At 38.4% G+C, this 25628-nt stretch carries 20 protein-coding genes; 7 read left to right on the top strand and 13 right to left on the bottom strand.

What is annotated here, in order from left to right:
- Nucleotides 1–952 precede the first annotated feature (952 nt).
- The 5 genes from ACFIMI_RS01995 to ACFIMI_RS01975 form a co-directional block, all read right to left on the bottom strand.
- Entirely contained in the window at nucleotides 953–1837 is an 885-nt protein-coding gene (locus ACFIMI_RS01995; protein WP_375612992.1) for a metallophosphoesterase family protein, read from the bottom strand.
- Between the two features lie 596 nt (nucleotides 1838–2433).
- Entirely contained in the window at nucleotides 2434–4530 is a 2097-nt protein-coding gene (locus tag ACFIMI_RS01990; RefSeq protein WP_375675053.1) for a glutamine amidotransferase, read from the bottom strand.
- Nucleotides 4527–7325 carry a DUF4159 domain-containing protein gene (locus ACFIMI_RS01985; RefSeq protein WP_375692200.1) on the bottom strand — a complete coding sequence of 933 codons (2799 nt, stop codon included), beginning with the start codon at nucleotides 7323–7325 and terminating at the stop codon, nucleotides 4527–4529. The genes ACFIMI_RS01990 and ACFIMI_RS01985 overlap by 4 nt, the downstream gene beginning before the upstream one ends.
- A complete protein-coding gene (locus ACFIMI_RS01980) occupies nucleotides 7322–8233 on the bottom strand; it encodes a DUF58 domain-containing protein (protein WP_375638069.1) in 912 nt (303 codons plus the stop codon). The genes ACFIMI_RS01985 and ACFIMI_RS01980 overlap by 4 nt, the downstream gene beginning before the upstream one ends.
- A complete protein-coding gene (locus ACFIMI_RS01975) occupies nucleotides 8234–9265 on the bottom strand; it encodes an AAA family ATPase (protein ID WP_375612988.1) in 1032 nt (343 codons plus the stop codon). It abuts the gene before it with no gap.
- A 245-nt stretch (nucleotides 9266–9510) separates the two neighbouring features.
- On the opposite strand from ACFIMI_RS01975, the gene ACFIMI_RS01970 reads away from it, so the two are divergent.
- Nucleotides 9511–10764 (top strand): CCA tRNA nucleotidyltransferase, encoded by a 1254-nt coding sequence (locus tag ACFIMI_RS01970; protein WP_375692199.1) that lies wholly within the window; start codon nucleotides 9511–9513, stop codon nucleotides 10762–10764.
- A gap of 485 nt (nucleotides 10765–11249) precedes the next feature.
- Here ACFIMI_RS01970 and ACFIMI_RS01965 read toward each other — a convergent pair whose 3' ends face one another.
- Entirely contained in the window at nucleotides 11250–11726 is a 477-nt protein-coding gene (locus tag ACFIMI_RS01965; protein WP_375606355.1) for a tRNA (cytidine(34)-2'-O)-methyltransferase, read from the bottom strand.
- 726 nt (nucleotides 11727–12452) lie between these two features.
- Between ACFIMI_RS01965 and petA the strand changes: the two genes are divergently transcribed.
- The 4 genes from petA (at nucleotide 12453) to ACFIMI_RS01945 (ending at nucleotide 15703) form a co-directional block, all read left to right on the top strand.
- On the top strand, nucleotides 12453–13001 hold the full coding sequence (gene petA, locus ACFIMI_RS01960) for a ubiquinol-cytochrome c reductase iron-sulfur subunit (RefSeq protein ID WP_375611173.1): 549 nt from the start codon (nucleotides 12453–12455) through the stop codon (nucleotides 12999–13001).
- Between the two features lie 4 nt (nucleotides 13002–13005).
- Nucleotides 13006–14262, top strand: a complete 1257-nt coding sequence (locus ACFIMI_RS01955) for a cytochrome bc complex cytochrome b subunit (protein ID WP_375636225.1) — start codon at nucleotides 13006–13008, stop codon at nucleotides 14260–14262.
- A complete protein-coding gene (locus ACFIMI_RS01950; protein WP_375612984.1) occupies nucleotides 14256–15152 on the top strand; it encodes a cytochrome c1 in 897 nt (298 codons plus the stop codon). Before ACFIMI_RS01955 ends, ACFIMI_RS01950 begins: the two co-directional genes overlap by 7 nt.
- 110 nt (nucleotides 15153–15262) lie before the next feature.
- Complete coding sequence (locus ACFIMI_RS01945; protein WP_375611176.1) at nucleotides 15263–15703, top strand: PRC-barrel domain-containing protein; 441 nt, start codon at nucleotides 15263–15265, stop codon at nucleotides 15701–15703.
- Nucleotides 15704–15862: 159 nt separating this feature from the next.
- On the opposite strand, the gene ychF is transcribed toward ACFIMI_RS01945, so the two are convergent.
- Nucleotides 15863–16966 (bottom strand): redox-regulated ATPase YchF, encoded by a 1104-nt coding sequence (ychF, locus tag ACFIMI_RS01940; protein ID WP_375612983.1) that lies wholly within the window; start codon nucleotides 16964–16966, stop codon nucleotides 15863–15865.
- A 264-nt stretch (nucleotides 16967–17230) separates the two neighbouring features.
- Between ychF and ACFIMI_RS01935 the strand changes: the two genes are divergently transcribed.
- Nucleotides 17231–17974 (top strand): L,D-transpeptidase, encoded by a 744-nt coding sequence (locus ACFIMI_RS01935; protein ID WP_375611178.1) that lies wholly within the window; start codon nucleotides 17231–17233, stop codon nucleotides 17972–17974.
- 221 nt (nucleotides 17975–18195) lie between these two features.
- Here the strand turns inward: ACFIMI_RS01935 and pth are convergent, their stop codons facing one another.
- Nucleotides 18196–18777 carry an aminoacyl-tRNA hydrolase gene (gene pth, locus ACFIMI_RS01930; RefSeq protein ID WP_375681750.1) on the bottom strand — a complete coding sequence of 194 codons (582 nt, stop codon included), beginning with the start codon at nucleotides 18775–18777 and terminating at the stop codon, nucleotides 18196–18198.
- Nucleotides 18778–18852: 75 nt separating this feature from the next.
- Nucleotides 18853–19482 (bottom strand): 50S ribosomal protein L25/general stress protein Ctc, encoded by a 630-nt coding sequence (locus ACFIMI_RS01925; protein ID WP_375611180.1) that lies wholly within the window; start codon nucleotides 19480–19482, stop codon nucleotides 18853–18855.
- Between the two features lie 292 nt (nucleotides 19483–19774).
- Between ACFIMI_RS01925 and ACFIMI_RS01920 the strand changes: the two genes are divergently transcribed.
- Complete coding sequence (locus ACFIMI_RS01920; protein WP_375692198.1) at nucleotides 19775–21274, top strand: helicase HerA domain-containing protein; 1500 nt, start codon at nucleotides 19775–19777, stop codon at nucleotides 21272–21274.
- Here ACFIMI_RS01920 and ACFIMI_RS01915 read toward each other — a convergent pair.
- From ACFIMI_RS01915 to lgt, 4 genes are all read right to left on the bottom strand, one after another.
- Nucleotides 21271–22203, bottom strand: a complete 933-nt coding sequence (locus tag ACFIMI_RS01915) for a ribose-phosphate pyrophosphokinase (RefSeq protein WP_375606345.1) — start codon at nucleotides 22201–22203, stop codon at nucleotides 21271–21273. The genes ACFIMI_RS01920 and ACFIMI_RS01915 overlap by 4 nt on opposite strands.
- A 490-nt stretch (nucleotides 22204–22693) precedes the next feature.
- Complete coding sequence (pgeF, locus tag ACFIMI_RS01910; protein WP_375612980.1) at nucleotides 22694–23485, bottom strand: peptidoglycan editing factor PgeF; 792 nt, start codon at nucleotides 23483–23485, stop codon at nucleotides 22694–22696.
- 102 nt (nucleotides 23486–23587) lie between these two features.
- A complete protein-coding gene (locus ACFIMI_RS01905) occupies nucleotides 23588–24667 on the bottom strand; it encodes a class I SAM-dependent methyltransferase (protein ID WP_375645499.1) in 1080 nt (359 codons plus the stop codon).
- Entirely contained in the window at nucleotides 24642–25520 is an 879-nt protein-coding gene (gene lgt / locus ACFIMI_RS01900; protein WP_375628181.1) for a prolipoprotein diacylglyceryl transferase, read from the bottom strand. The genes ACFIMI_RS01905 and lgt overlap by 26 nt, the downstream gene beginning before the upstream one ends.
- Nucleotides 25521–25628 lie beyond the last annotated feature (108 nt).

The following is a 25628-nucleotide window of genomic DNA, read 5'->3' as shown; positions in this document are numbered from 1 at the left end:
TAGGTACCGTCGGGAAATGGGTTTGGGTGCTTTAAAAGATGCTTTTTTAAACCAACATGTGAATTGGCAAGCTAATGGCATTTTATTTTATTTGAAAGATTTTTCATACAATCAACTTTTCTGTTTTGCGGTATCGTAAAATATTTTATTTAATAACAAAAAGCTCGCAAAAAAACTCTAAAGAACGTAAAATTACATCCGCAATATAATTCAATAATAAAATAATTATAAAGAGTATTATAAAGTGATTTATAGGAAAAAATAGAGAGAAAATTAGGAATTTATTGAGACATAAAAAACATTATTACCTATGTCTGTTATCGAAATATAATCTATTATTTTCCTAATTTTTTAATGTACGATAATAAATTTCGAGTGAAATAGTAATGGATCATTTCAAATCTATTTACGATAAATCAATCAACATCATTTGTTTATGAATCACAAGTAGGTTGGGTTATTTAAATTATATACTTTAGTTATTATTTGGCTTTTTTAGCCATTGATTTTCAGGTATAGAAGCTGAATGAGCTTCTCTATTATTCTATAAAATATCATCATTGTAATATTATAAGGATTTTACGCATTAGATGCTTTTGGAGGAGTGGATGATGAAATTCAAAGCAGGGTTTATGTGTAGAGCTTTGTGAAGTAAATCACATGCGCAATTAGCAGCTGGAACCCGTGAGACAAGAATCCGAATTATTTATAAATCAGATGTGGTAGAATTTTCGTCCTTTAGAGCGGGAAGGAAGAAAACCGATAAGTTTGTAAAAAGCTAGTCACATAAGTGGGGCAGCAGATGGAACTGTCTGAGAAAAATTGATCTATTGACAGAGAAGGTGAAACTTTATCTTTTAAGGAGAAAAAGGGAAATAAGAATTATGATTTCCAAAGGGATGTGAAATAAAAATGTTTTTATTTTTGGTTGTTTGGGCAACTATGAAGGTGTTTAAAGATTAATTTTTTCAGTACATGCAATCTCGTTTTTGGGGTTGATAATGCTATAACGTTGTAATTGGCAATGCCATTGATTTTGTAAGCGTTCAATGGAAAATAAATTAAAGCCTGCGGGCGGTTTTTTATCACCAAAAGCTTGTGATGCGGAAGGAACACCAACAATAGGAATTTTTTTAATTGGTCCTTCAATGTAATTCAATGTGGGTAAATGAGTATGTCCGTGAAGAATAAGCTCACAACCGTGGTATTTGATAATGTCTAGAAAACGTTTTATATCCCGTAGTTTTTTATGCCAAGACGTTGCCTTTGGAAAGGGGGGGTGGTGAATCATGACGACACGAAAAAGGTTGCGCTGTGCTGCTTCCTTTAAAAAGAGCGGTAAAGTTTGCGCTTGCATTTTACCAAAATAGCCAGAAGCTTGAAAAGGCAATGTCGCAATGGCTGAAGAAGCTGCTATGATGGCAACATCTTTGCGAATGCGCATATAAGGAAAGGCACTTTTTTGAGGGATGTCACCTGTAATCCAAGGTTTAAAGAGAGTGCATGCTTTTTGTAAAGCGCCGCGGACATAGGCATCGTGATTTCCAAATGTCAAAGAAATATCTTGAGGTTTTCCTAGGTTAAGTAGCCAACGATGAGCTTGTACAAATTCTTTATCGAGAGCAAGATTTACAAGATCACCAGAGATCACAAGGTGATCAGGTTTTGTTTTGTTCAAGGCATCTATTAAAGTTTCTAGGACATCTGTTGCCATCTGACTCTTACGTTTTTTTTGCCAGTTCAGATAACCGGTAAGACGTTTCCCAGAAAGTTCAAAAAGGGAAGGTTGCGGGAGAGGGGAAAGATGTACATCCGATATATGGGCAAGATAAAACATAAAAGCTCGTAAAGTATTAAAAACGATTTAAAGAATAAACATAAGATAAGTTAGTGCTTAAAGGCAAGAAAGATTGTAAAATGAAAATTAGCTTGCAAAAAAGAATGTCTCAAGCGGAATGTTCCAAATAGAATATCCCTAATAAAATATCATTGTGTTGTAGATTCACATATTTGTAAAAAAAACATTTCTCAATGCGTTTGAGCTAATTTCACGATGGTACTCGATATTATAATGGAAAGCTTCTGTGAACTATATAGGGCTTACTGTACACTACCATCTCTACACTTATACAAGGTGCAAATAAAAAACATCATACTATTTTCCCCCAATTTTATGAAAATCCTTGCTTTGCTTTAAGAGGATTCATAAGAGGTATTTCACTCTTTTCTTCAATGGTTTCTATCCATACAGCATCCCTTCTAATAATACGCAAGAGAATGTTTTTTATTGTTTTAATATGAGGATATTGGAAATAAGGAGAATTCCACTGTATTTTGAGTTATAAATCAATACGTTATCTAATTACAAAAGACAAGTAAATACGTAAAAAGATAAGCTGAATTTTAAAACTATTATACGAAATCTCAGACTTTTTAACGGCCTTCATAATACCACATGCTGCTCAACAGTAAAAGGCAAGCAAGCAGTGCAAAAAAACCAGAAAATATCGAAAAATAAAAGGTATTGATTAAACGGGTTTCTGTTGCTTCTTTCAGAACAATTGAATGTGCTGGGGAAGAGGACGGACTTGTTTTTGATTGAATCAGCTTAAATGGAGGAAGATGAATGTTTTCTTTTCCTTCAGGGTGTAAACGTCCGATGTAGCCACCAGTGTGCTTAATAATGGGGGCTAGTTTTTCTTGTGTTGAAATCAAGTCAAACAACTCAAGATTATCGAGCATCCCTACAGAAGAAAGTATTGTTAAACCGCCATTTTTAATGTTAAAAATTCCTGTCTCATCAGTGGTCACAGTTGCAGTAAAAAGGCCTTCTTTCTCTTTGGTCAGAGTAATATTTTCTTTTTTTCCAGAGGGAAAGATTATTTCAGCGGGTTCTGGATGGTCTTTTAGAGTTTGGCGGCGAATTGTTAAATGATGATGGCTGCTAGTCGCACTTAATTTTTCTTCCTCAAGTTCTGGTTCTTTCATGAGCCAATGGGCAATACGACGATAAAGAGCAGCATAAGGACCACCGCCTTCGAAACCTCGTGCCCAAAGCCAACTTTCATCAGAAAGCAACATGCCCACACGTCCTTTATCAACATGGGAGAGAAGTAAAAGTGGTTGTTCATCCGCTCCTTTCATGAGGGCGATTCCGTTATTTATGTTTTGAATAGCAATTTGTCGCAACCATTGCCCCCATTGAGAAGCGGGAAGGTTAAGTGTTGCAAGACCCCTTGTGACAGGATGGCGCTCACCTTCTTTGGTTAATGTGGGGCGAAAAGGTTTTTCAATAATAGTTCCATTGGGCAATGCCGGTAGAATGCTTATTAAAGGTGTTTTCGCAAGTGAGTTTTTTTGGGTAAATTCAGGTCCTGTTACCATCAACAATGCACCCCCCTTTTGTACATATTGGGCGATATAATCATAATAGATTAAGGGGAGAACAGTAGAGTGCTGGTAGCCATCAAGGATGATGAGATCAAAGTTATTAATTTCTTCAACAAAGAGTTTTCTTGTGGGAAAGACCACTAAGGATAATTGGCTTGAGGGCGTATTATCTGCTTTGGTGGGGGGACGCAAAATAGTAAAGTGAACAAGATCAATATTGGAGTCACCTTTCAAAAGGTCTCGCCATGTCCGTTCTCCATTATAAGGAGCACCTGAAATAAGAAGAACGCGTAAATTTTCTCTGATTCCTTCAATAATTGTTATGGCGCGGTTGTTTTCCAAGCTTAGTTCACCTTTGTGTGGATCAGTTATAACTTGGATAATATTTTTTTCAGCATGAGGAAGGGTAATTTCAGTTTGAAAAATCACGCCAGGAGTTACAGAATAATGGCCAATGTCTTGTCCATTGACGCTTAGTGTAATATTTGCTTTCTCTGATATTGTTTTTTTGGCGGGGCCTTTATCTTCTACCAAAATGGAGAGCGTTTGTGGTTTGTTGACAAGGGCAAAGCGTGGAGGAGAAATAAACTTGATTTGGCGATCAAATTCATCTGAGTATCCTGTAATCAGGGCATTGAGAGGTGCTTCATGATGAAGGTCTGATAGGTCAGGGATGTCATGCACTTGTCCATCGGTGATAAAAATGGTTCCTGCATAACGAGAGAACGGTACATCAGATAGTGCTTGTGTTAAAGCTTCAAACAAATTCGTTGAGGGTGCATATCGATTATCAGCAAGTTTCCCAGCTTCAATAAAGCGTGGTTCAAATTGTGGATAATGCGCCAGTGTTTCGACTAATTGCCTGCGCGCTTCATCACTATCATTTGTACGTGTTCCAAATGATTGGCTTTTGCTGCGGTCAATGACAATGCCTACTGTGCTTTTCAGTGGTTCGCGCTGTTCTTTTATGATCATTGGATTGAGCAAAGCAAGGATAAGGGCGCTTAATGCCATCAGACGAAATAAAGAACCTTGCCGTAGCGTAACAAGACCAACAACGACAAAAAGAATCGATATTCCGCTTAAGAGCAGAATCCAAAAGAGTGGTAAAAAAGGCTGAAAAGTGAAAAATGATATCATTGCCTTCTTTCTCTTTTAAAGCGTTCCAAGAGTGCTGGAACATGCACTTGATCCGCTTTATAGTTTCCTGTAAGCACATAAAGGACAATATTTAAACCTGCACGAAATGCCCATAGACGTTGCATTGGATCATTGGGAACAAGGGGATATTTCCATGCCCCTTTTTCATCGAGTGCCCAAGCCCCAGCAAAGTTATTTGCGGTGATGAGAAGGGAGCTTACGTTATCGCCGTTGGCAAGAGAGTTTTTATTTTTTTTGTTTGTTGATGAGGATTCAACCCATAAAGGTGAACCACGGTAGAGACCAGGAAAATCTGGCATAATATAAAAAGAACGTGCAACAACATGATCTGTTGATGCTGGCTCAATGGATGGAATATTTAACTTTTTTAAGATATCTCGTAATCTTTGCGTTTCTGGAGTAGCGTCTCCTTCAAGATTAAGATTGCTCTTTATCTGATCGCGCGTGTCAAATAAAATTGTTCCCCCATGTTTCATAAAGTTATTTATTTTTTCAAGGCTTTTGGGGGTTGGTATAGGACTCTTAACATCAATTGGCCAGTAAATAAGAGGATAAAAAGAGAGTTCATCTTTATCGAGATCAAGTGCTGTAACAGAGCCAAGGGTAAGCATTGTGCGCTCTGCGATAAATTGACTTAACGCTTCTAGACCACTTTTACTCGTTGTATCAATTTCATGATTATTGGTTATAACATAGGCAAGATGTGTTGCGCCAGCAGCTTGTACACTATCATGATGATTTTCTTTCGTTTGTGCATGAAGAGTTGGATCATATGAAAACAAGGCAATAAGACTTATAAAGGGGACGAGAAACATATTACGCCGTTTCATGAAAGAAAAAATATCTCCCATCCATAAAATGAGAAAATTGTCAAAGGCGAATAATAAGATGGCTAATCCTAAAAGTGGACCGATAAGATTTTTTTCTTTTGTATCGTAAGATAAAGGGCTTTTATTAAGAGAAGTTGGCAATGATGATTGTTTCATCAAGTGCGACGAATGAGTTAAGAGATTGAGTGCATAAAAATTGTTTTTGGCACCATAAAGTCCTGGGGGAGTATGGTAGGAAGGATGGGGTGGATTTTGAGAGTCAAAGATCAAAGGAACAACATCAGAGGGTGGTACTTGTAATTGTCCGTCAATGGCTATAGTTCGCCAAGGGTTTTGTATCACTGTTCTTTTTTCTCTGTGTGTTAGGTTTGTGTTTTCGTTAGAACCTAATGTGATTAATTTTTGCAGCATTTGTGCAAAAAAGCCAGAAAGAGGAAGGTTAGACCATGTTGGGTCAGGAGCAACATGAATGAGAATGAGGGTTCCTTTACCACGTTTTGCTGCGGTAACAAGAGGGGTTCCATCCGAAAGGCTAAGCCACGTTTTTTCAAAAAGATCTGGGGTTGGTTCTGCGAGGATTTGGCGCGAGACAGTAACATCTCCTGGAAAGGGAAGACCAAAGAAAAAGCTATTTTTTGCAAAAGGGGCAAGCTTTTGTGGTTTTGTCCAAGACATAATACTTCCAAGGGAACGTTGACCTGGGCGCAGTGGTATCGGAAGAAGGTTATCGTAATGTTCTGCGCTACTGAGTTTTTCTCCTGCAAAGCGGATGAGTGTTCCCCCTTTATTCACAAAATCAGAAAGTTTTTTTTCTGCTTTTGGGGGTATGTTAACAATGTCACCCATAATCAAAACAGATGGATTTTGTTTAAGCAAATGATCAATATCCGTTGAAAGTTCTCTTCCACCGGCTGTTATAAGCTGTGTATGACCTTGTAAGGCTTTGATAATGTAATAAAATGGAGCAAGTAAAGGCTGTGCCATTTCATTGGTATCGGGTGAGAGAAGAGCAACACGGCTTATCCTGTTATGGCTATCTACCAAGAAGGTTGCAGCAGCATGGTTTTGATTGTTTATTTTTATCCAAGCGATATCATTGCGTAGTTCAAGTGGTACATTAAAAGGAACAAGTGCTGTTGTTTCTCCTTCAGAGAAATTGTTCGTAAATTGACCGAGAAGTTGATTATTTGAATCGTAAAGGCTGAGTATAGCGGGAGTATTACTGTGTGTTGTTGAGCGGATAATACGCGCGCCCATGTTTCCATTATTATTTTCTATGGATGTTATGCCGGTTAAATCGGAAATATCAGTCAAATACCACAAGAAGTTTCTAGGTTTTAATTCTTCAAGAAGAGCAAAAGCTTGCTCATCTTCATTTGTTTGTAATCCATCACTTAAATAAGCAATATCAAGAGGTTTTCCTTTGGTTCTTTCGCTGAGTTTTTTGAAGGCATGCACACGGTTGACAGGCCAAGGACGCGGTTGCAAATGCATTAAATGCTGTTTTATAATCTTGGCTGGTTGGGGCTCTATATTGGAGATATTATTTTCAGCCGTTGCAACAAGATAAATATTTTTTTGCTGTTTTTCTGCCTGTGCAAGGAGCATTTCAGCGATAGAGATGCGCTGTTTCCATTCTTTTACAGAAACCCAACCATTATCAATAATGAGTGCAAGGGGTTGAGATCCGGAAAAGCTTATTGGTTTTTGATTCCAAGTGGGGCGTGCTAGAGCTATGATAACAAGTGCCGCTATGGTTAAACGCAACAAGAGCAACCACCAAGGTGTATGTTTTGCTGTTTCTTGTTGATGAGTTGGTTTGGGTAAGAAGCGAAAAGGGGGAAAAAGCTCTTTACGCGGAGATGGAGGAGTTATCCGCAACAGCCACCAAATGACCGGTAGGAACAAAAGCCCTAGTAACAGAAAGGGAGCAGCAAAACTCAAAGTGCCCTCCTTTTTTGCAATGGAGAGTCGCTCATTGTATTTGCAAGATGAAAAATGGTCTCTGTTAAAGGTTGATCTGTTGTACTAACGTGATAAGACCATCCTTGGCGTGCGCAAAAATTTACCAATTCTTGTCGCCTTGCGTGATATAGTTTACAATAGCTCTTACGAAGATCTTCTGCTTTAGTGGAAACATGTTTCTCTTTCGTTTCGGGATCCAAAAATTCTGTGTGACCTGTGTAGGGAAAGCTTTCTTCTGCGGGATCAGAAATTTCAATTAAATGCGCTGTCACTTGTTTTGTAGTTAAAACGGTTAAATGTTGGATGATTTTTTCAGGATAGTCGAGAAAATCACTCATTATAATGACATGTGAAAAGCGTGTAATCGTTGAAAAATCCGGAAATAAATTTTCATCTGAATGATTTTCTAAAGCAAAGGCTATTCGTTCTACGACATTGGATGTCATTGTGGGGGACATTAAGTTAGGAATAGCAATATGTTCGCCACTGCGTGCAAGAAGGGATGCCAAGGTAAGGGTAAGAATAATGGCATGATTACCTTTAGAGATTTTAGAAAAGCGCGAACAGTAATGCATTGATGCGCTCTGATCAGGACAAAGCCAAACGGTTTGTGTCATTTGCCATTCATGTTCACGGAGATATGTATTTTCATCACGCGCTGAGCGACGCCAGTCAATGCGGCTAATGGATTCTCCTTCCATATAGGGACGAAATTGCCAAAAGTTTTCCCCATTACCGCTTTTACGTTGTCTATGCCATCCGGTTATCAATGTATTAGCGATATGACGCGCTTGTAAAAGGAAATATGGCATTTTGCCAGTATCCTTATGCAGTTCATTTGCCAGCGACAATGGAGGCTTTTGTAAAACTTTTTTGCCAAGAGCCATTCAAAGAGCATCTTTCACAAGGTTATTAATAATATCTTTTACGGTTATATCTTCAGCACGGGCAGAAAAATTAAGAGCCATGCGGTGTTGTAATACAGGATAGGCCAATGCTTCAACATCATCAAGTGAAGGGGCTAAGCGTCCATAATAAAGAGCACGGGCGCGAACACAAAGTGAAAGGGCTTGTGATGCCCGTGGACCAGGTCCCCAAGAAACATAAGTATTAGCAAGGCTATTGTCTTTATGAGGGCGAGATGAGCGGACAATTTTTAAAATAGCTTCGATCACACTTTCTGAAAGAGGCATTTTGCGAACGATATTTTGAATTTTTTGCAATTTTTTGCCGGATAAAATTGGTTTTGCATTTGATTTTTTTTCTTTTGTTGTTTCTAAAATAATCCGTCGCTCTGTTGTGAGGTCAGGATAGTCAATATCGATTTGCATCAAAAAGCGATCCAGTTGTGCTTCAGGAAGTGGATAGGTCCCTTCTTGTTCGAGAGGATTTTGCGTTGCAAGAACATGAAAAGGTTGTGGCAAATCATAACGGTTACCTGCAACAGTAACATGATATTCTTGCATAGCTTGTAAAAGGGCTGACTGTGTCCGTGGGGAAGCACGATTGATTTCATCGGCCATGAGAAGTTGCGTAAAAATAGGACCTTGAATGTATCGAAAAGAACGTTTACCGTCTTTATCGGAATCCATAATTTCAGAACCAATAATATCCGATGGCATTAAGTCAGGAGTGAATTGGATGCGTTTTTCATCAAGCCCTAAGACTGTTCCCAATGTTTCAACAAGACGTGTTTTTGCAAGTCCTGGAGCACCGACAAGAAGGGCGTGACCACCAGCAAAAATAGCGATTAAAGCATATTCGATTACCTGATTTTGCCCAAAAATAACTTTGTCAATTTCTTTTTGTAAAATATCCAATTCTTTGTGTGCCGTATCAATATCATCAATAATGACTTGAGCTTCATGATTGATATTGACCTTTTTTATAGAATTGGATGATGGATCATGTTGACTCATATTTCTTCCTTAAGGCGTTTGTCGCAAAAATGGTAATTTTCTCTGCATGATAATGGATATCTTATTGTTTGTAACAGAAAATGAGAAGAAATGAAGTATCATATGCCGTTTTTTTTCATATTCGTATAGAAGAGAAAAGTTTCTTTGGAAGAATAGACGTGCTTTATAAGGGATGTCTTAAAAAATTTGTTTTATGAAGAGAGTTTTTTAAAGCAATGAAGACAACTTTTTTGAAAGGTTAAAGGGTGAATATAAGACAGAACTTCAAACAGGTTGCGTGGTTACAACAAAGTGATATCCAAACACTTCTTCGTGTTTTGTCTGTGGAGGGGGAAGAGGCGCGTATTGTAGGGGGAGCAGTGCGCAATCAACTGCTAGGGCAGCCTATTAGTGATATTGATATTGCAACAACCTGTTTGCCGCAACAGGTTATTGCACGTGTAGAAGAAGCAGGATTTAAAGCTATTCCTACAGGGATTGCTTTTGGTACAATAACAGTAGTTGCTCATTCATGTTCTTATGAGGTTACAACGCTTCGCTGCGATATTGAAACAGATGGTCGTCATGCAAAAGTGGCATTTGGTCGTGATTGGAAAAAAGATGCTGAACGGCGAGATTTTACGATAAATGCGCTTTATTGTGATGCTGCTGGCAACCTTTATGATGATGTGGGAGGTTTGAGTGATATTGCTAGCCGAACAGTTCGTTTTATTGGGGTTGCAGAAGATCGTATTGGCGAAGATTATTTGCGTATTTTACGGTTTTTTCGCTTTTTTGCGTGGTATGGAGCAGGGCGACCTGATGTGCAAGGATTGAAGGCATGTGTTCGTTTAAAACACGGTTTAAAAAAACTTTCTTCTGAACGTATTTGGGCAGAAATGAAAAAGCTTCTTGCGGCGTTTGATCCAACGCGTGCTCTTTTATGGATGCGACAAAGCAGAATTTTGGCACTCATTTTTCCTGAAACAGAACGATGGGGTATTGATGCAATTCACGCATTGGTGAAGACAGAACAGGCTTTTGGTTGGAAAGTTGATCCATTGTTACGGCTAGAAAGCCTTCTTCCTCCTGATCCCATGCGTCTTCATGAAATGGCACAGCGCTTGCGTTTTTCTCTTAAGGAAACAACGCGATTAAAAGAATGGGCAGAGTTAGAAATAATAAACCAAAACTGTTCTGATCATTTTGTGCAAAAACTGATTTATTTTTATGGACGACAGCCAGTTTTAGATCAATTATCGTTGTCTGTCGCTGCATCACATCTTGATCATCTGGAAAAAAGTGATGCTTTGCAAAAAGCAGAGGGTTATGTCAAGCTTTATCAATTTGCCAAAAAATGGCAAATTCCAACTTTTCCTATTAATGGTAACGATTTAATAAAAAAAGGTTTTACGAAAGGTATACTTTTAGGAAAAAAGCTTAAAGAGCTAGAAATGATATGGATTGAAAGCGGATTTTTAATGGATCGTCATGCACTATTAGAAAAAATTGATTTATAATATTTCTGTTTATAAACCCATTGTTTTTTATATTTTTTAAGTCAACATATTAATTTATAATAATCATTATTCATGTGAAAGAAGAGTCCACAATATTGTAAGGTTATTTCAAACCTGTTCATATTACATCAATCAAAGTTATTGCCTTACACGTCACAAGTGAGGAAAAATGATTACAGAGAGGAAAAATGTCTCTTATGAATCATCTCAAAGATAAGGATTCTCGAAAATGAGAACGAATAAAGAGAATAGTGGTAGCGGTTTGCACCTTGTATGACCATAAAGAGGGGGATGTTCACTGGATTTTTACTATGAGGAGTATTTAATCATTCATAGGTGGTGATATGAGGTGATATGAAATGGATGTGATGGGTACTAAGAAATGTTTATTTTACAAGCACTTAATTGTTTGAAAATGATAGGCATTATACGCTCTAACTGTTCTTTATATGTTGTATTATTGTTTTTCGTGATAATTTATATTTTTATAAAATACATTTTCTTTCATAATAACCAATTTGGCGCAATGCTTCTCCTGTTGTTATAGCCACGCTCATGGCGAGATTGAGAGAGCGTGCCTGTGGTTGCATGGGAATTTTCAGTGTGTAATCGGCCGTTTCATGAACATAATCGGGAACTCCAGCTGATTCCCGACCAAAAAGTAAAACATCATTTCTTTGATAGCATATCTGCGTATAGCATGTTTTTGCTTTTGTACTTAAAAGCAACAGGCGGCGGTTAAAGTGTTTCATGGAGCTTATAAAATGTTGCCAATCAATGTGTCGTTCTAAGGACGCATATTCGAGATAATCCAATCCTGCGCGTTTGAGATTACGATCCGACAGATTAAAGCCTGCAGGTTCAATAATGTGCACATGTAAACCAAAGCAAGCGCTAAGACGTAAAATCGTTCCAGTATTACCAGCAATATCAGGTTGGAAAAGAGCTATATGAAGTGTCATGTTCTCTGTAATATGATTTTTCTTTCGACTTTGTAAAGAAATACCACAATTTATTCGAAAAATATGCTTTGAGAAATACATGTTTTTTACGGTTCATTTTTATTCCCTTTAAATTTCAGGGAAAAAGTTATGTATACAGATCTGTTTGGGATAAGAGAGAAGCTCCCTATTCGGGACTTCCTTTTATTGAGCAATCCATGAAATGACTTGGCTCATTATGTTGAAAAGTGGGATATTTAATGAGGTTAGATCATCAATTTTAATTAAAATCAACAAAATATGCTTTTTATGCAAAAACAGAAGCGAAAAAAATACTCATGCAACCAGTTGGAATTGAGGGAGGGAGAGATGCTGTAAATGTGTTAAAGAAATAACCGATAAGCTCAACTTGTTTACTGAGATATGGTCATAACAAGACTATGTTTCTTTCTTTAGAAGTGTTTATTTACATGCTATCTCTGATTTTCACGGGCGGGGGAGTAATTTTGATTGATTAATATGAATAGGTTTGAAATGAAAAAACCTTACGGTGTTTAGGGATTTCATTTACTCTGTAAAACGATGAATTATCATTATAAAACAGTTTTTTGTATAAACCATACAAATGGCAGGAGTGTTTTACGGGGATGTTTTTATGGTTGAGGTAACGGAGTGATCAAGCATTGTACAATGGGAGAGGGTATGGTAAAAGAATGTTTTAGCAAAGTGTCTCTTTAAGTTAAGGCCATGGGTGAGCAAACGAGGCGGGATTTTCTGTTTTTGGTAACAGCTGTTGCAGGAGCAGTTGGAATGGGAGCGGTTGTGTGGCCTTTTATCCGTCAGTTGCGTCCAGATGAAGCTGTTTTGGCATCTTCCTCTGTTGAGGTTGATCTTTCTGGTATTGAAGAGGGGATGTCAGTAACGGTAAAGTGGCGAGGACAGCCTGTTGTTATTCGAAATCGTACGGCAAAAGAAATTGCTGATGCGCGCGCTACTGAATTGAGACTTCTAAAAGATCGTCAAGCGCGCAATCCTAATCTTGAAGGTGAAAAAGAAGCGACGGATTTTGCACGTTCAGCAGGTAAAGGACGTGAAAATTGGCTTATCGTCATTAATCTTTGTACGCATTTAGGCTGTATAACACTTGGGCAATCTGGGAAATTTGGAGGGTGGTTGTGTCCATGTCATGGGTCTGTTTATGATACAGCTGGAAGAGTGCGGTCGGGTCCAGCTAACTATAATTTGGCTATTCCTCCTTACCAATTTCTTTCTGATACTTTGCTCAAAATAGGATAAGGTTATGACAAGGTTTTCTCCTTATTGTCCTAAAAATGCACTTGCCCGTTGGTTTGATAAGCGTTTTCCTCTTCCTCGTTTTTTTTATAATGCATTTGTGATTTTTCCTGTTCCGCGTAATCTTAATTACTTTTATACATTTGGCGGTATTTTGACCATTATGCTTTTATCACAGCTTTTGACTGGTATTGTCTTGGCTATGCATTATGTTCCGGATATTCATTTGGCTTTTGAAACTAGTGAACGATTTTGGCGTGAAGGGCAGTTTGGTTGGCTTTTTCGTCCATGGCATTGTGTAGGCTCTTCGTTTTTTTTTATTGCTGTTTATATCCATTTGGCACGTGGACTTTATTATGGTTCTTATAAAAATATGCGAGAAATGGTATGGGTTACAGGTATTTTTATTTATATCATCATGATGGCAATAGCATTTTTTGGTTATGTGCTTGTTTGGGGGATGATGTCTATTTCAGCGGCTTCAGTGATTGCAGGGCTTTTAAAAACGATACCTTTGGTGGGGACATGGTTGCATGAGACACTTCTGGGTGGTTATGTCGTAGGACAACCAACGTTGAATCGTTTTTATGTTTTCCATTATGTTTTATCATTTATTTTGCTTCTTTTTGTGGGGCTGCATATTTGGGCAATTCATTGTGTTGGGCAAGGCAATCCAACGGGTCTTGCTATACAATCAGATAAGGAAACAGTTCCATTTTCGCCTTATGCGCTTATCAAAGATATTTTTGCTATTACTGTTTTTCTCATCTTCTTTGCCTGGTTTTTGTTTTATATGCCCGATTATATGGGGCAGGCTGAAAATTATAGTGTGGCAGATCCTTTAAAGGCACCTCTTCGTGTGGTTCCAGAATGGTATTTTTTGCCTTTTTATGCGATGCTTCGTGCTATAACTTTTGATATCGGTATTTTCTCTTCAAACTTTGTTGGCTTTGTTTTATTCGTCAGTTCGATTTGCATTTTAATTTTTGTGCCATGGTTAGACCGCTCTAAAATATGTTCAGCAAGATATCGACCTGTTTATAAAATTTTCTTTTGGGCGTTGGTTATTGATGTCGTTTTTCTTGGTTGGTTGGGGTCAAGAGAAATAAGTGACAAAATTCTTTTATGGACACAATTGGCTACGGTTTATTATTTTATATTTTTTTTGGTTATTTTGCCGATTTTGCCAGCGTTTGAAAAAAATTGTTCTCTTCCTTCTTCAATTATGCAAGATTTAAAACAGAAAAAAAAGAGACTATGGTAAATGTTTTTGTCGGGCTGGTTGTTATTGTTGCTATGAGTTTTTCTGCTCAGAGTTTAGCGAGTGATGCCTCTGATCAGGAAGAAGGATTTATTTCTTTTCCTTTACAGGTTCCTAAAAAACAAGAATGGAGTTTTTCAGGTCCATTTGGGCTTTATGATAAGGCGCAATTGAGGCGCGGATTAAAGGTTTATAGACAAGTTTGTTCCAGCTGCCATGGGCTAAAATATGTGGCTTTTCGCAATTTAAAAGATCTTGGGTATGATCAAGAACAGATCAAAGCTTTGGCGGGGCAATATGAAGTGCGCGATGGTCCTAATCGAGAAGGAAAATTTTTTAAACGTGCTGGGGTTGCAACGGATTATTTTCCTTCTCCCTTTTCACATGAAGAAGAAGCAAGATTTATTTTGAATAGTGCTTATCCTCCAGATTTGACATTGATAGCACGTGCACGTGGGGTATCTTTGCCGTTTCCTGCTTTAATTACTGATGCATTGACTCATTATGATACAGCTGGTCCAGATTATATTACAGCTCTTTTAACAGGATATCAGAAGGCACCGAAGGAGATAAAAATTGCGAATGGTTATTGGTATAATCCTTATTTTATTGCCGGTAATTCTTTAACTATGGCTCCTCCTTTGAGTGATGGTATGGTTACTTATGAAGATGGAACCCCAGAAATCATTGAACATTATGCGCGCGATGTTTCTGCTTTTTTGATGTGGGCTGCCGATCCTCATATGGAAATTCGTAAAAAAACCGGTTTTCGTGTTATTTTATTTTTAATCATTTTTGCAGGGTTTGTTTATATTTTAAAAAATCGTATTTGGTGTGGTTTAGAAGAAGAATTAGAGAAAGAAATAAAAGACGAAATAAAGAGAAAAGGGTAAAGCGATAAGGCTCAAAAGAGTATAGAGTATAAAGAGCATAAGGAACAAATCTTTTTATGATGCATTGAGGTTTTATAAAGTAAAAGCAAAGTAAAAATGGAGATGTTAAAATGAAAAAAATTGCATGTACTACTCTTATGTCAATTTTGATGGTTTCTAGTACTTATGCTCAGTCTTTTGAAGTGCCTTCAAAACCTGAAATGATCTCTTCGACGGGTATTGTACAGGTGGGGATAGATAAGTCTGTGCGTTATGTGACACCTTTAGCAACGGATTTTGTTGCTTCCAGTCTTATAGGCGCCAATGTATATAATATAGAAGATGAAAATATTGGTGAAGTAAAAGATATTATTTTACGTGAAAATAATATTGCAGGATTTGTTATTGCTGTTGGTGGTTTTCTTGGCATAGGCGAGAGTTATGTGGTCGTTTCTCCAGAAACAATCCAGATGACAAATGATTATGGTAAATGGAAACTTATTACAAATGCGACAAAAGATTCTTTAAAGAACGCTCCAACATTTAAATACGAAGGGCGTTGGACACGCTAATTTTATATTTCTATTCTTTAATGGACCAAGCTGTTGCTATCACAATCATATGCTAGCAACAGTTTTTTTGTTCTAAAAACTCTTGAGAATTTTTGCGACAAGATTCCAAGGAGCTATTACCAAAGTTTTCAAGATAAACTATTAAGACAGAGTGAAGATTTAAGTATTATGTTTAAATAACATGATATCGCCATCTTGCACAATGTATTCCTTTCCTTCATCGCGGGCTTTTCCTGCTTCCTTTGCACCGCTTTCTCCACCCAGAGCAATATAGTCATTATAGCTGATGGTTTGGGCACGAATGAAACCGCGCTCAAAATCTGAATGAATAATACCAGCTGCTTGGGGAGCTTTTGTACCACGCGTAATTGTCCATGCTCGTGTTTCCTTAGGCCCACAGGTGAAGTAAGTAATGAGATCAAGTAAATGGTAACCAGCGCGAATGAGGCGATTGAGACTCGGTTCAAAGAGTCCTAGCGCATTGAGATATTCTGATGCTTCAGCATCACTCAGTTGTGTGATTTCCGCTTCGATAGAAGCAGAAATGATAATGCTTTGCGCATTTTGCTCTGTTGCCATTTTTTCAACTGTTTGGGTAAAGCTATTTCCACGAGCGGCGTCATTTTCGCTTACATTACAAACATAAAGTACAGGCTTGGAGGTTAAAAGATTCAAACTCTTAAGAATGTGGTGTTCATCGGAAGAAATATCTTTGAGTAATAACCGGACAGGGTTTCCCTGTTGCAGTATGTTTAATGCTTTTTCCATAATAGGTAAAATTGTGAGAGCTTCTTTGTCTTTTCCGGTTGCTCGTTTACGGATTTGTATGATTCGTCTCTCAAGACTTTCAAGATCCGCAAGCATGAGTTCGGTTTCAACCGTTGTCGCATCACAAACAGGATCAATACGTCCCTCTACATGGGTAATATCTTCATTTTGAAAACAGCGTAAAACGTGGACAATGGCATCGACTTCGCGAATATTGGCTAAAAACTTGTTTCCTAAACCTTCGCCTTTTGAAGCTCCTCGCACAAGCCCCGCAATATCGACGAAGTTAATGCGTGTAGGAATCATTTCTTTTGAACCAGCGATTGATGCAATTTTTTCCATTCGTAAATCTGGAACAGCAACTTCTCCGGTATTGGGTTCAATGGTACAAAAAGGATAATTGGCAGCCTGTGCAGTGGCTGTTTTTGTTAATGCATTAAAAAGAGTTGATTTCCCGACATTAGGTAATCCGACAATACCGCATTTAAAGCCCATGAGAGTCTTTCTTTTCTATTAATTTTATGGTCAAGATAAAGCTTCCTTTTTATAGCATATTTTCAGAAGAGTTATAGTCCTGGTCTTGCGATAAGTGAGAAAAAAGTCTAAAGTAATAGGTATCTACTTTTTACCTTAGTTCTTCTTACCTTATTGTTCTCCTTAGTTACAAGGATAAGAAAACTTCGAATTAATGTTAATATTGTGCTAAGTTTTTCATGGTATGCAAATCTGCATAAATAATTAATCGGAGAAAATAGAAGAGTGTTATCTCGTTGTGCCTTTTTAATTGCAGCACTTTTGGCTTTGGCTGGATGTGCTACACGTCAGTCAGATATGTCATCGGTACCTTTTCAACAAGTTCGATACATTCCACCAGAAATACAGGCTTTGTATGGTCCTGTAACGAATGAGACCTATTCGTTACCTGCTGTTGATCTTGCGACAATTGATCCAAAATATTGGCGACAAGAGGTGATTTATTATACATCTTATGCGCCTGGAACATTGGTTATAGATACGCAAGAGTGTTTTCTTTACCTTATTGGTGAAAATGGAAAAGCTTTGCGTTATGGGATTGGTGTCGGTAAAGAAGGCCTAGCATTTGAAGGTGAGGGGGTTATACAGCGCAAGCGTCGGTGGCCAAATTGGGCTCCTACTGCAGCTATGATGGCTCGAGAACCAGAACGTTATGGTCATCTTGGGAAAGGAATGCCACCAGGGCCCGATAATCCATTAGGTGCGCGGGCACTTTATTTGTTCAAAAATGGGAAAGATACACTTTTCCGTATTCATGGCTCACACGAATCGTGGTCAATTGGGCGTGCTATTTCAAGTGGGTGTATCCGTTTGCTTAATCAAGATATTATCGATCTTTATGATCGTGTTCCCATTGGTTCGCGTGTTGTGGTATTGCAAAACAATAGGAGTATTCCTACAGTTTATAGTCAACAATCAAATGGTTACGATCCGCTACAGTCGACCATTCAGCCAAATGATTTTTTTTAATTTAGGGGAGAAGATTGGAGAGAGCTGTGTTTGCTGTTCAATCTTCTCTTTCTCTCAAAAGAGAATATAAGCCTTTCTTCTTCAAAGGTGTATACAAGCTTGTATTCTGTTCTATTTTCTAGCTTCTCACGTTGCCAACAGATTTTGCCTTTGAGAAAGTTTATAAGAGGATTTTTTTAAGAGTTCTTATTCATATTCTTCACGCGACAGGGGCACGCAAGCTAATGGTTCTGATTGTGTTTTATCGTTTGTGAAACTTCATTCATAAAGAGGGATTTATCATCTTTTATAAGGAGAGCGATATTTTTTGCAATTGTCTCTAAGAGAGGGGATAACCATTCTTGATCAGATTTGGTAAAATTCCCCAAGACATGTTGATGAACAAGTTCTTTGCTTCCAGGATGACCAATTCCTATGCGTATACGACAATAGTCAGTACCACAATGGGCATCAATAGACTTAATGCCATTATGCCCATTATTTCCTCCACCAATTTTTATACGAACTTTCCCCGGTGACAGGTCTAGCTCATCATAAATGATGATCAAATTCTTTAAATCTAATTTATAAAATCGCAAAGCTTCACCGATAGCTTGACCAGAAAGATTCATGAAAGTTTGTGGTTTTATAAGAAAAATTTTCTCATTATTTATGAAACCATTGGAGATTTCTGCTTGAAACTTCTTTGACCATGGAGAAAAAGAGAAGGACTGATAAATGGCATCAACAGCCATAAAACCGATATTATGGCGGTTATTTTGATATTGTAAACCAGGATTGCCAAGACCAGCAATAAGCCACATGTGTATCTTCAGTCAAAGTATGAGTAAGGGTAATGTCTCATAAATTAAGGCGGAAAAATTCCCGCCTTTTGAGTTTTATGAAGTTTGTGTGTCTTCTTCATCATTTTCTTGTTCAGAAGTTTCATCGCTGACATCCATGCCAGCAGGAGCTGCAATGGTTGCAATGGTAAAGTCTCGATCTTGGATGATGGGAGTCACATCTTTTGGCAGTTGCACTGCTGAAATGTGAATAGAATCACCAATAGAGTAGCTGGAGAGATCAATTTCAATAGCTTCAGGAATAGCACTTGCTGGAGCTGTACATTCAATTTCGTGCCGAACAATATTGAGGACACCACCCTTTTTAAGTCCAGGTGCCGTATCTTCATTGAGGAAGTGGACAGGAATATTCACTTCTACAACGGATTTTGCTGAAATGCGCAAAAAGTCTACATGGAGGGGAAAGTCACGCACGGGATCGAGTTGATAATCTTTTGGCAAAACCATAATTTTTTGCTTGTCAAGAATAATCGTTGCAATAGTGGTACGAAAGCCACCAGCATGAATTTTGTAGAAAATTTCTTTATAGGGAACTGTTATTGCCAAGGGTGGTTGTTTTTCACCATAAATGACAGCAGGAATAAGACCGTTGCGGCGAAGTTCACGGGAGGACCCCTTACCAACCCGCTCGCGTTTTTCGGCCTTAAGAGTGTAGCTTTTGCTCATAATTTAAGTCCTTTTTACATGATTGGAGATCCTTCAAAAACAGTAATAGTTTTTGCATGGATATGAAGATATGCGCTAACCAACAGCGATCACTCCATTCTACGTTGCCTCCAAGGGTGTCTACGCAGAAGTTTGTTCTATAGTTCAAACTATTCATAGATGCAAGAGTTGTGGGAAAAATCGATGATTTCTACCGTTAAAAAGGAGGAAATGTTACAAATTACGGTGTGGATGGAGAATCAACCAATATGTGCTGGCACTGATATGTTCAAAATCAAACACTGGAGATGTTATGAAGGTTGAGATTGCCTTGGGTGAGATGTCAGAAAGTCGTGCTTTGCATAAATCGATGCCAGCACTTCTTGATTTGGAAGAATTATTGGCGACACGTCTTCTTGTACAAGGTAATTCTGGTTCAGGGAAATCACATCTTTTACGCCGTCTTCTGGAGCAAAGTGCTAAGTGGGTGCAGCATTGTGTAATTGATCCAGAAGGCGATTTTGTAACTTTGGCAGATAAATTTGGTCATGTTATTGTAGAGGCTCAACGGAGCGAACTAGAATTGACACGTATTGCGCATCGCATTCGACAACATCGGGTTTCGGTGGTATTTAATCTTGAAGGTTTGGACACTGAACAACAGATGCGTGCTGTAGGGGCTTTCCTTGGGGCACTGTTTGATGTGGAACGTGATTATTGGTATCCTATGCTTGTCGTTGTCGATGAAGCACAATTGTTTGCTCCAACTGCAGCAGGAGAAGTTTCTGATGAAGCGCGTAAAATTTCTTTGAGCGCTATGACCAATCTGATGTGTCGAGGACGTAAACGTGGTCTTGCTGGTGTTATTGCGACACAACGTTTGGCTAAGCTTGCCAAAAATGTTGCGGCTGAAGCTTCAAACTTTTTAATAGGGCGGACTTTTTTAGATATTGATATGGTGCGCGCCGCTGATCTTTTGGGGATGGAGCGTCGCCAAGCGGAAATGTTTAGAGATCTTGAACGGGGAAAATTTATAGCTTTAGGCCCTGCTTTATCACGACGTCCCTTACCAATCATTATCGGTTCTGTTGAAACTTTGGCACGCTCTTCTAGCCCTAAATTAATGCCACTTCCAACAGAGCGGGATGATGTGCAAGAGCTCGTTTTTACTGCTTCACCAGAGGAAATTTTAACGCCATTTAAACAAACACGAGAGCCGATGAGGGAAAAGTCAATGCACGAGATGTTAGAGGAGGTCGTGCATAAAAAACAAGAGTTGTTAGAAGAAAACCCAAGTTTATTTCCTGAACTTTCTGATGTTGAGCGTGACGGGCAAGCAGAACATATTATTCGGGAAATTCTTGAGGATTCTGAAGCTTTTTATCGTTCAACAGCGGTGCTTTATCAAGATTTTTCAGTTCGTTGCCGTATCCATGGGATGTCAAAGGTTCCTTTTAATCTTTCACAATTTCGGCGTAAATTGGCTATTGCTCAGGCTTTTGTTGATGAACAAACGGCTGTCAGTGAACATTGGAAACATATTTTGCAGATATCAGAAAGTTTGGAAGAAGATGTTCAAGGAGTCTTCTTGAACGTGGCACAGGCCGCATTAGGGGGAAAGCCTTGTCCATCTGATGCATTTTTAGCACGCCTTTATGGGACTCATTCTTTAAGCCGTGCACGCCGACTTTTAACCTACTTTGAAGAGCGTGGACTTATTGTTATTCACACGCATTTTAGTGGTCAACGTATTGTTGCCTTTCCTGATCTTGGTGTTGAAACAGCACCGGGAGACCCCAAGGAACCACTTTAACCAAATAAGCTGGAAACCGATTGTTCTGCTGCTGTCCTTGCTATTGCTTCTCCCATAAGGTCGGCAATGGGCAAAACACGAATATTATGGGTTTTCTCAATAGCTTGTGTTGGCATAATTGAATCTGTAATAACCAATTCTTTCATCTCTGAATTAGCAATTCGCTCGATTGCATTACCAGAAAGAACACCGTGCGTGATATAAGCTGTGACACTATTGGCACCATGTTTAAGCAGAGCACTTGCTGCATTGCATAAAGTTCCACCTGAATCAACAATATCATCAAGCAAAAGGCAATCTTTTCCCGATACATCTCCAATGATATTCATAACTTCTGATTCACCGGGGCTTTCGCGACGTTTATCCACAATAGCGAGCAAACTGTTCAAGCGCTTGGCGAGCGCGCGCGCGCGCACCACACCACCCACATCAGGTGAAACAACGATAACATTTTCAAGAGAATAATGCACTTTGACATCGCGAGAAATGACAGGAACAGCATAGAGATTATCCGTAGGGATATCAAAAAAACCTTGAATTTGTCCTGCATGAAGGTCCAATGTTAAAACACGATGGGCCCCTGCTTCAGTAATGAGGTTGGCAACAAGTTTTGCAGAAATAGGAGTTCGTGGTCCTGGTTTTCTATCTTGGCGGGCATAGCCAAAATAGGGGATAACAGCTGTAATACGACGCGCAGAAGAACGACGAAGGGCATCAATCATGATGAGTAATTCCATCAAATGATCATTTGCGGGATAGGATGTAGATTGCAAAACAAAAACATCTTGTCCACGTACATTTTCATGCAGTTCTACGAAAATTTCTTGATCAGCAAAGCGCTTTACAGTTGCTTTGCCTAAGGGGATGTTCAAATAATTTGCAACATCTTCAGCTAGGCGTGGATTAGAATTTCCGCAGAAAAGTTTCATAGTAGAACCTCTGAATCATCATGGTGGGAATGCGACACGGTTTTTAATTTCTTTTTATTAAATTGCAAGAGAACAATTACAAAAGCCTTACAATTACAAAAGCCTTACAATTTTATCGATTATTATTAAAGAGCTATGCAGTATGTTTTCTCTTTTTCCAAAAGTTTATTACTTTTAGAGCAAAGTTTTTCTCCATGCGGCAAAGAAATACATATTGATTAAGCTTTTTGGTTATTACTTTATAAAAATACTTTCAATATGGGGAATGCTTCATATTTAAGATGAATGAAGGGGAGTAATAAAAAGAAGTATCATCTTGCCTTCAATCATTATAACTAAACATTGAAAATGATCATAGCGAAGGCTATCATATTTTATGGGCTGGTAGATAATTTCGTGAAAAAAGCAAAGTACAATGGGGTTTATTTTTCCATTTGGGTAAAAAGTTTAGTTTTGCAGTTTTGGTATTGTTCTCAAGCATAAAAGGGGCTCATCTTTTGTTTTTCAGCATAATAGCAGAAATTTGCCGTCCGTAATCGGGTTCGTTGCGGTGTATTGCACGGCGATAGGAGAAAAAACGCTGTTCATCTTGATAGGTACAAAGCTCTACACAAGAAGCATTAACACCTGCTTCTTTGAGTTGGTTTATAATAAATGCCCATAGATTAAAATAAAAGCGATTTATTTTGTCTGTTTTTAAAAAATATTTTTGGTATTTGCTGTGGTAATCAATAAATTGGTCGTAAAATTCATTTGTTACTTCATAGTGATAAGGGCCAATACAAGGTCCAAGGACTGCTGTTATTGATTGTCTTTTGGCTCCTTGTTTTTCCATAACAGCAATTGTTTTCTCGATAATTCCATTTAAGCTTCCACGCCAGCCAGCATGAGTTGCAGCGATGACTCTAGCTTGTGGATCAGCAAACAGAATGGGTCCGCAATCTGCTGTAAGAACCCCAATAACGAGTTCTGGGGTGGTTGTAACCAGAGCATCAGCTTGAGGAGGTGCACCGATAGTTGCTTGATGAGCTACGACAACGTTACAGGAGTGTATTTGATTAACTGTGACTAAATTTTGCGCTTCAATAGAAAAATAATTGGCAATCAAAAGACGATTCTGTACAATATATTCAAGTTGATCATTTGAACCTTTCCCAACATTAAGACTATGATAAAGATTTTTTGAAACACCACCTTGACGTGTAAAAAATCCATGTTTTATTCCATGGGGGTGTAAAGTAGAAAGATTTTTTGCAAGAATGGGATGAGGGATAGATTTCATAAAAGTTCCTTATGGAGATTATTTAAAGTGAGGATGGAGATGTTCATATTTGTCAATGAATATTTCAGATAATGATGTGCTTATTGACAAAAGCGCCGATCATTAAAATTGGGGAGGTATGGAGATATTTTTATCACTGAAATGTAAAACTTTAAATAATTTTCCCATCTGATCTGGACTAGCGAGCCGTTCGATGTCTTGGCGGATTTTGTCTTGCAAAGGAGCACTTTTGCCAACTCCAAGCTGGTTTGCGCGCTCCAGTAGCCCCATTTTAAAAAGAAATTCTCCTTGCTCTAAGATTTCAGCAAAACAGCCCTGTTCAAGAGCTATGTTTTTTAAAAAAGAAAAATCAACATGGGATGTTAAATCATGTTCACCAGGGGCATCAAAAACATCACGAAATCTATGTTTTGAGAGTGCTTGCAAGGTATCGCCAAAGGCAAGCTCACAAGCACCATAGTCGATAAGTAAAGCAGAACCTGTCACTTGCACTAAATGGTGGCTGATTTGTTGCATGAATTGATGCCGTAAGGGGGCATGTTCAAAAATTGTTCCGTCAGGCACTTTAGAACAATAGGTTTGTAGACAAGAAGAGGGAAGTTTATGCGGGGCAGCAATAAAGATGAAATCTCCATTTTGATTGACTGTAATGCGGCGCTCTTTCCATTCTCCATTGACTTTAATATATTGGTTGATAGGGAGTGTATCGAGAAATTCATTAGCAATGAGGAAGAGAGGATTTGAAGGAATTTGATTAAAATTTTCAATGCTATGGATTTGTTTTTGATAAGAGAAAAGGCGCTTTTTTTGTTCTTTTGCAAGTTTTTTGCTTATTTCGATCAGAAAAATTTCAGCAGCATTAAATGCCGTTTGAGAGAGCTTTTGGATGGTTCGCAAAATGTCATCCATCAAAGTTCCTCGTCCTGGACCTATTTCAGCGAGAATAAAAGGGTGAGGGCACCCTTGAGCTTTCCAGCTTGCAAGAGTCCAAATGCCAATCATTTCTCCAAATAATTGGCTTATTTCAGGTGCTGTAATGAAATCACCAGCACGTCCAAAAGGGGTTTGTGTTTGATAATAACCAAATTGGGGATCGGTGAGTGCCAACGTCATATATTGGCTAACAGTGATTGGTCCATTAAGGACAATCATTTCTTTAATTTTTTCTTTGAGATTGGCCATTTTCTGTCGGTTTATATTTAAAGGCGTGGAGAAGAAGATAAAACCCTACAAGAAGCATGGGAAGAGATAAAGCCATGCCATAGGTAAAACCAGTAGAATGGAAAAGAGTCGAAAACCATTCTGGATCTTCTTGAGGCGCACGGTAAATTTCAGAAATGCTGCGTGTTACTGCGTAGCCTATAATAAATGTTCCTGATACAGTACCGGGACGTTTTAATGCTTTGAACCCAAAAATAAGAAGACACAGGATGATGAAGAGAAGAAATCCTTCCATAAATGCTTCGTAAAGCTGGCTTGGATGGCGCGGTAAATAGTAAGGATCGAGAGGAAAACAAACAGCCCAAGGACGTGTAGTAATATTACCCCATAATTCTTGGTTAATGAAGTTGCAGATTCGTACAATGCCGATACCAATAGGAGCACCTGCAGCAATGATATCAAACATGGCTCGTATGTTAATACGATTTTTACGGGCAAACCAGATCATAGCAATGATAATACCAATAAGTCCGCCATGAAAGGACATTCCCCCATCCCATACGGCAATAATAGCACTTGGATGGTTAAAATAGTAAATGGGATCCCATACAAGAACTTGTCCTAAACGCCCTCCGACAACAACACTTATGGCAGACCAGACAACAAAATCTCCGATTTTTTCTTTATCCATAGGAGGATAGTTTCTATACCATAGAGATGTTTTTTTTAATAATTTTTGCGCATACCACCAAGCAAAAAGAATACCCAGCACGTAACCAAGTCCATACCAATGAAGTGTTATGGGACCTAGCTGGATAATAACAGGATCAAGAAAAGACGGAAAAGCAATGGTTGGACAAGACAAATTGTTCATGAGTTAAGCATCTTACATTATACGAGATGAATATGAAGTGACTCTGATGGTCAGAAATGACAGATGAATACACAATGGTCAAGTCAGTAGGGAGGCTAGTCAGAAAGG

The sequence above is a fragment of the Bartonella sp. AP4SXKL genome, assembly GCF_042195845.1.
Classification (GTDB): domain Bacteria; phylum Pseudomonadota; class Alphaproteobacteria; order Rhizobiales; family Rhizobiaceae; genus Bartonella.
This window is presented reverse-complemented; position numbering and strand designations above follow the sequence as displayed.

Excerpts from the sequence above, each read along its gene's own strand:
- ACFIMI_RS01995 (WP_375612992.1), bottom strand. The coding sequence starts at position 1,837 with ATGTTTTATCTTGCCCATATATCGGATGTACATCTTTCCCCTCTCCCG.
- ACFIMI_RS01990 (WP_375675053.1), bottom strand. The coding sequence starts at position 4,530 with ATGATATCATTTTTCACTTTTCAGCCTTTTTTACCACTCTTTTGGATT.
- ACFIMI_RS01980 (WP_375638069.1), bottom strand. The coding sequence starts at position 8,233 with ATGGCTCTTGGCAAAAAAGTTTTACAAAAGCCTCCATTGTCGCTGGCA.
- ACFIMI_RS01975 (WP_375612988.1), bottom strand. The coding sequence starts at position 9,265 with ATGAGTCAACATGATCCATCATCCAATTCTATAAAAAAGGTCAATATC.
- ACFIMI_RS01965 (WP_375606355.1), bottom strand. The coding sequence starts at position 11,726 with ATGACACTTCATATAGCTCTTTTCCAACCTGATATTGCTGGTAATACT.
- petA (WP_375611173.1), top strand. The coding sequence starts at position 12,453 with ATGGGTGAGCAAACGAGGCGGGATTTTCTGTTTTTGGTAACAGCTGTT.
- ACFIMI_RS01955 (WP_375636225.1), top strand. The coding sequence starts at position 13,006 with ATGACAAGGTTTTCTCCTTATTGTCCTAAAAATGCACTTGCCCGTTGG.
- ACFIMI_RS01950 (WP_375612984.1), top strand. The coding sequence starts at position 14,256 with ATGGTAAATGTTTTTGTCGGGCTGGTTGTTATTGTTGCTATGAGTTTT.
- ACFIMI_RS01945 (WP_375611176.1), top strand. The coding sequence starts at position 15,263 with ATGAAAAAAATTGCATGTACTACTCTTATGTCAATTTTGATGGTTTCT.
- ychF (WP_375612983.1), bottom strand. The coding sequence starts at position 16,966 with ATGGGCTTTAAATGCGGTATTGTCGGATTACCTAATGTCGGGAAATCA.
- pth (WP_375681750.1), bottom strand. The coding sequence starts at position 18,777 with ATGTGGCTTATTGCTGGTCTTGGCAATCCTGGTTTACAATATCAAAAT.
- ACFIMI_RS01925 (WP_375611180.1), bottom strand. The coding sequence starts at position 19,482 with ATGAGCAAAAGCTACACTCTTAAGGCCGAAAAACGCGAGCGGGTTGGT.
- ACFIMI_RS01920 (WP_375692198.1), top strand. The coding sequence starts at position 19,775 with ATGAAGGTTGAGATTGCCTTGGGTGAGATGTCAGAAAGTCGTGCTTTG.
- ACFIMI_RS01915 (WP_375606345.1), bottom strand. The coding sequence starts at position 22,203 with ATGAAACTTTTCTGCGGAAATTCTAATCCACGCCTAGCTGAAGATGTT.
- pgeF (WP_375612980.1), bottom strand. The coding sequence starts at position 23,485 with ATGAAATCTATCCCTCATCCCATTCTTGCAAAAAATCTTTCTACTTTA.
- ACFIMI_RS01905 (WP_375645499.1), bottom strand. The coding sequence starts at position 24,667 with ATGGCCAATCTCAAAGAAAAAATTAAAGAAATGATTGTCCTTAATGGA.
- lgt (WP_375628181.1), bottom strand. The coding sequence starts at position 25,520 with ATGAACAATTTGTCTTGTCCAACCATTGCTTTTCCGTCTTTTCTTGAT.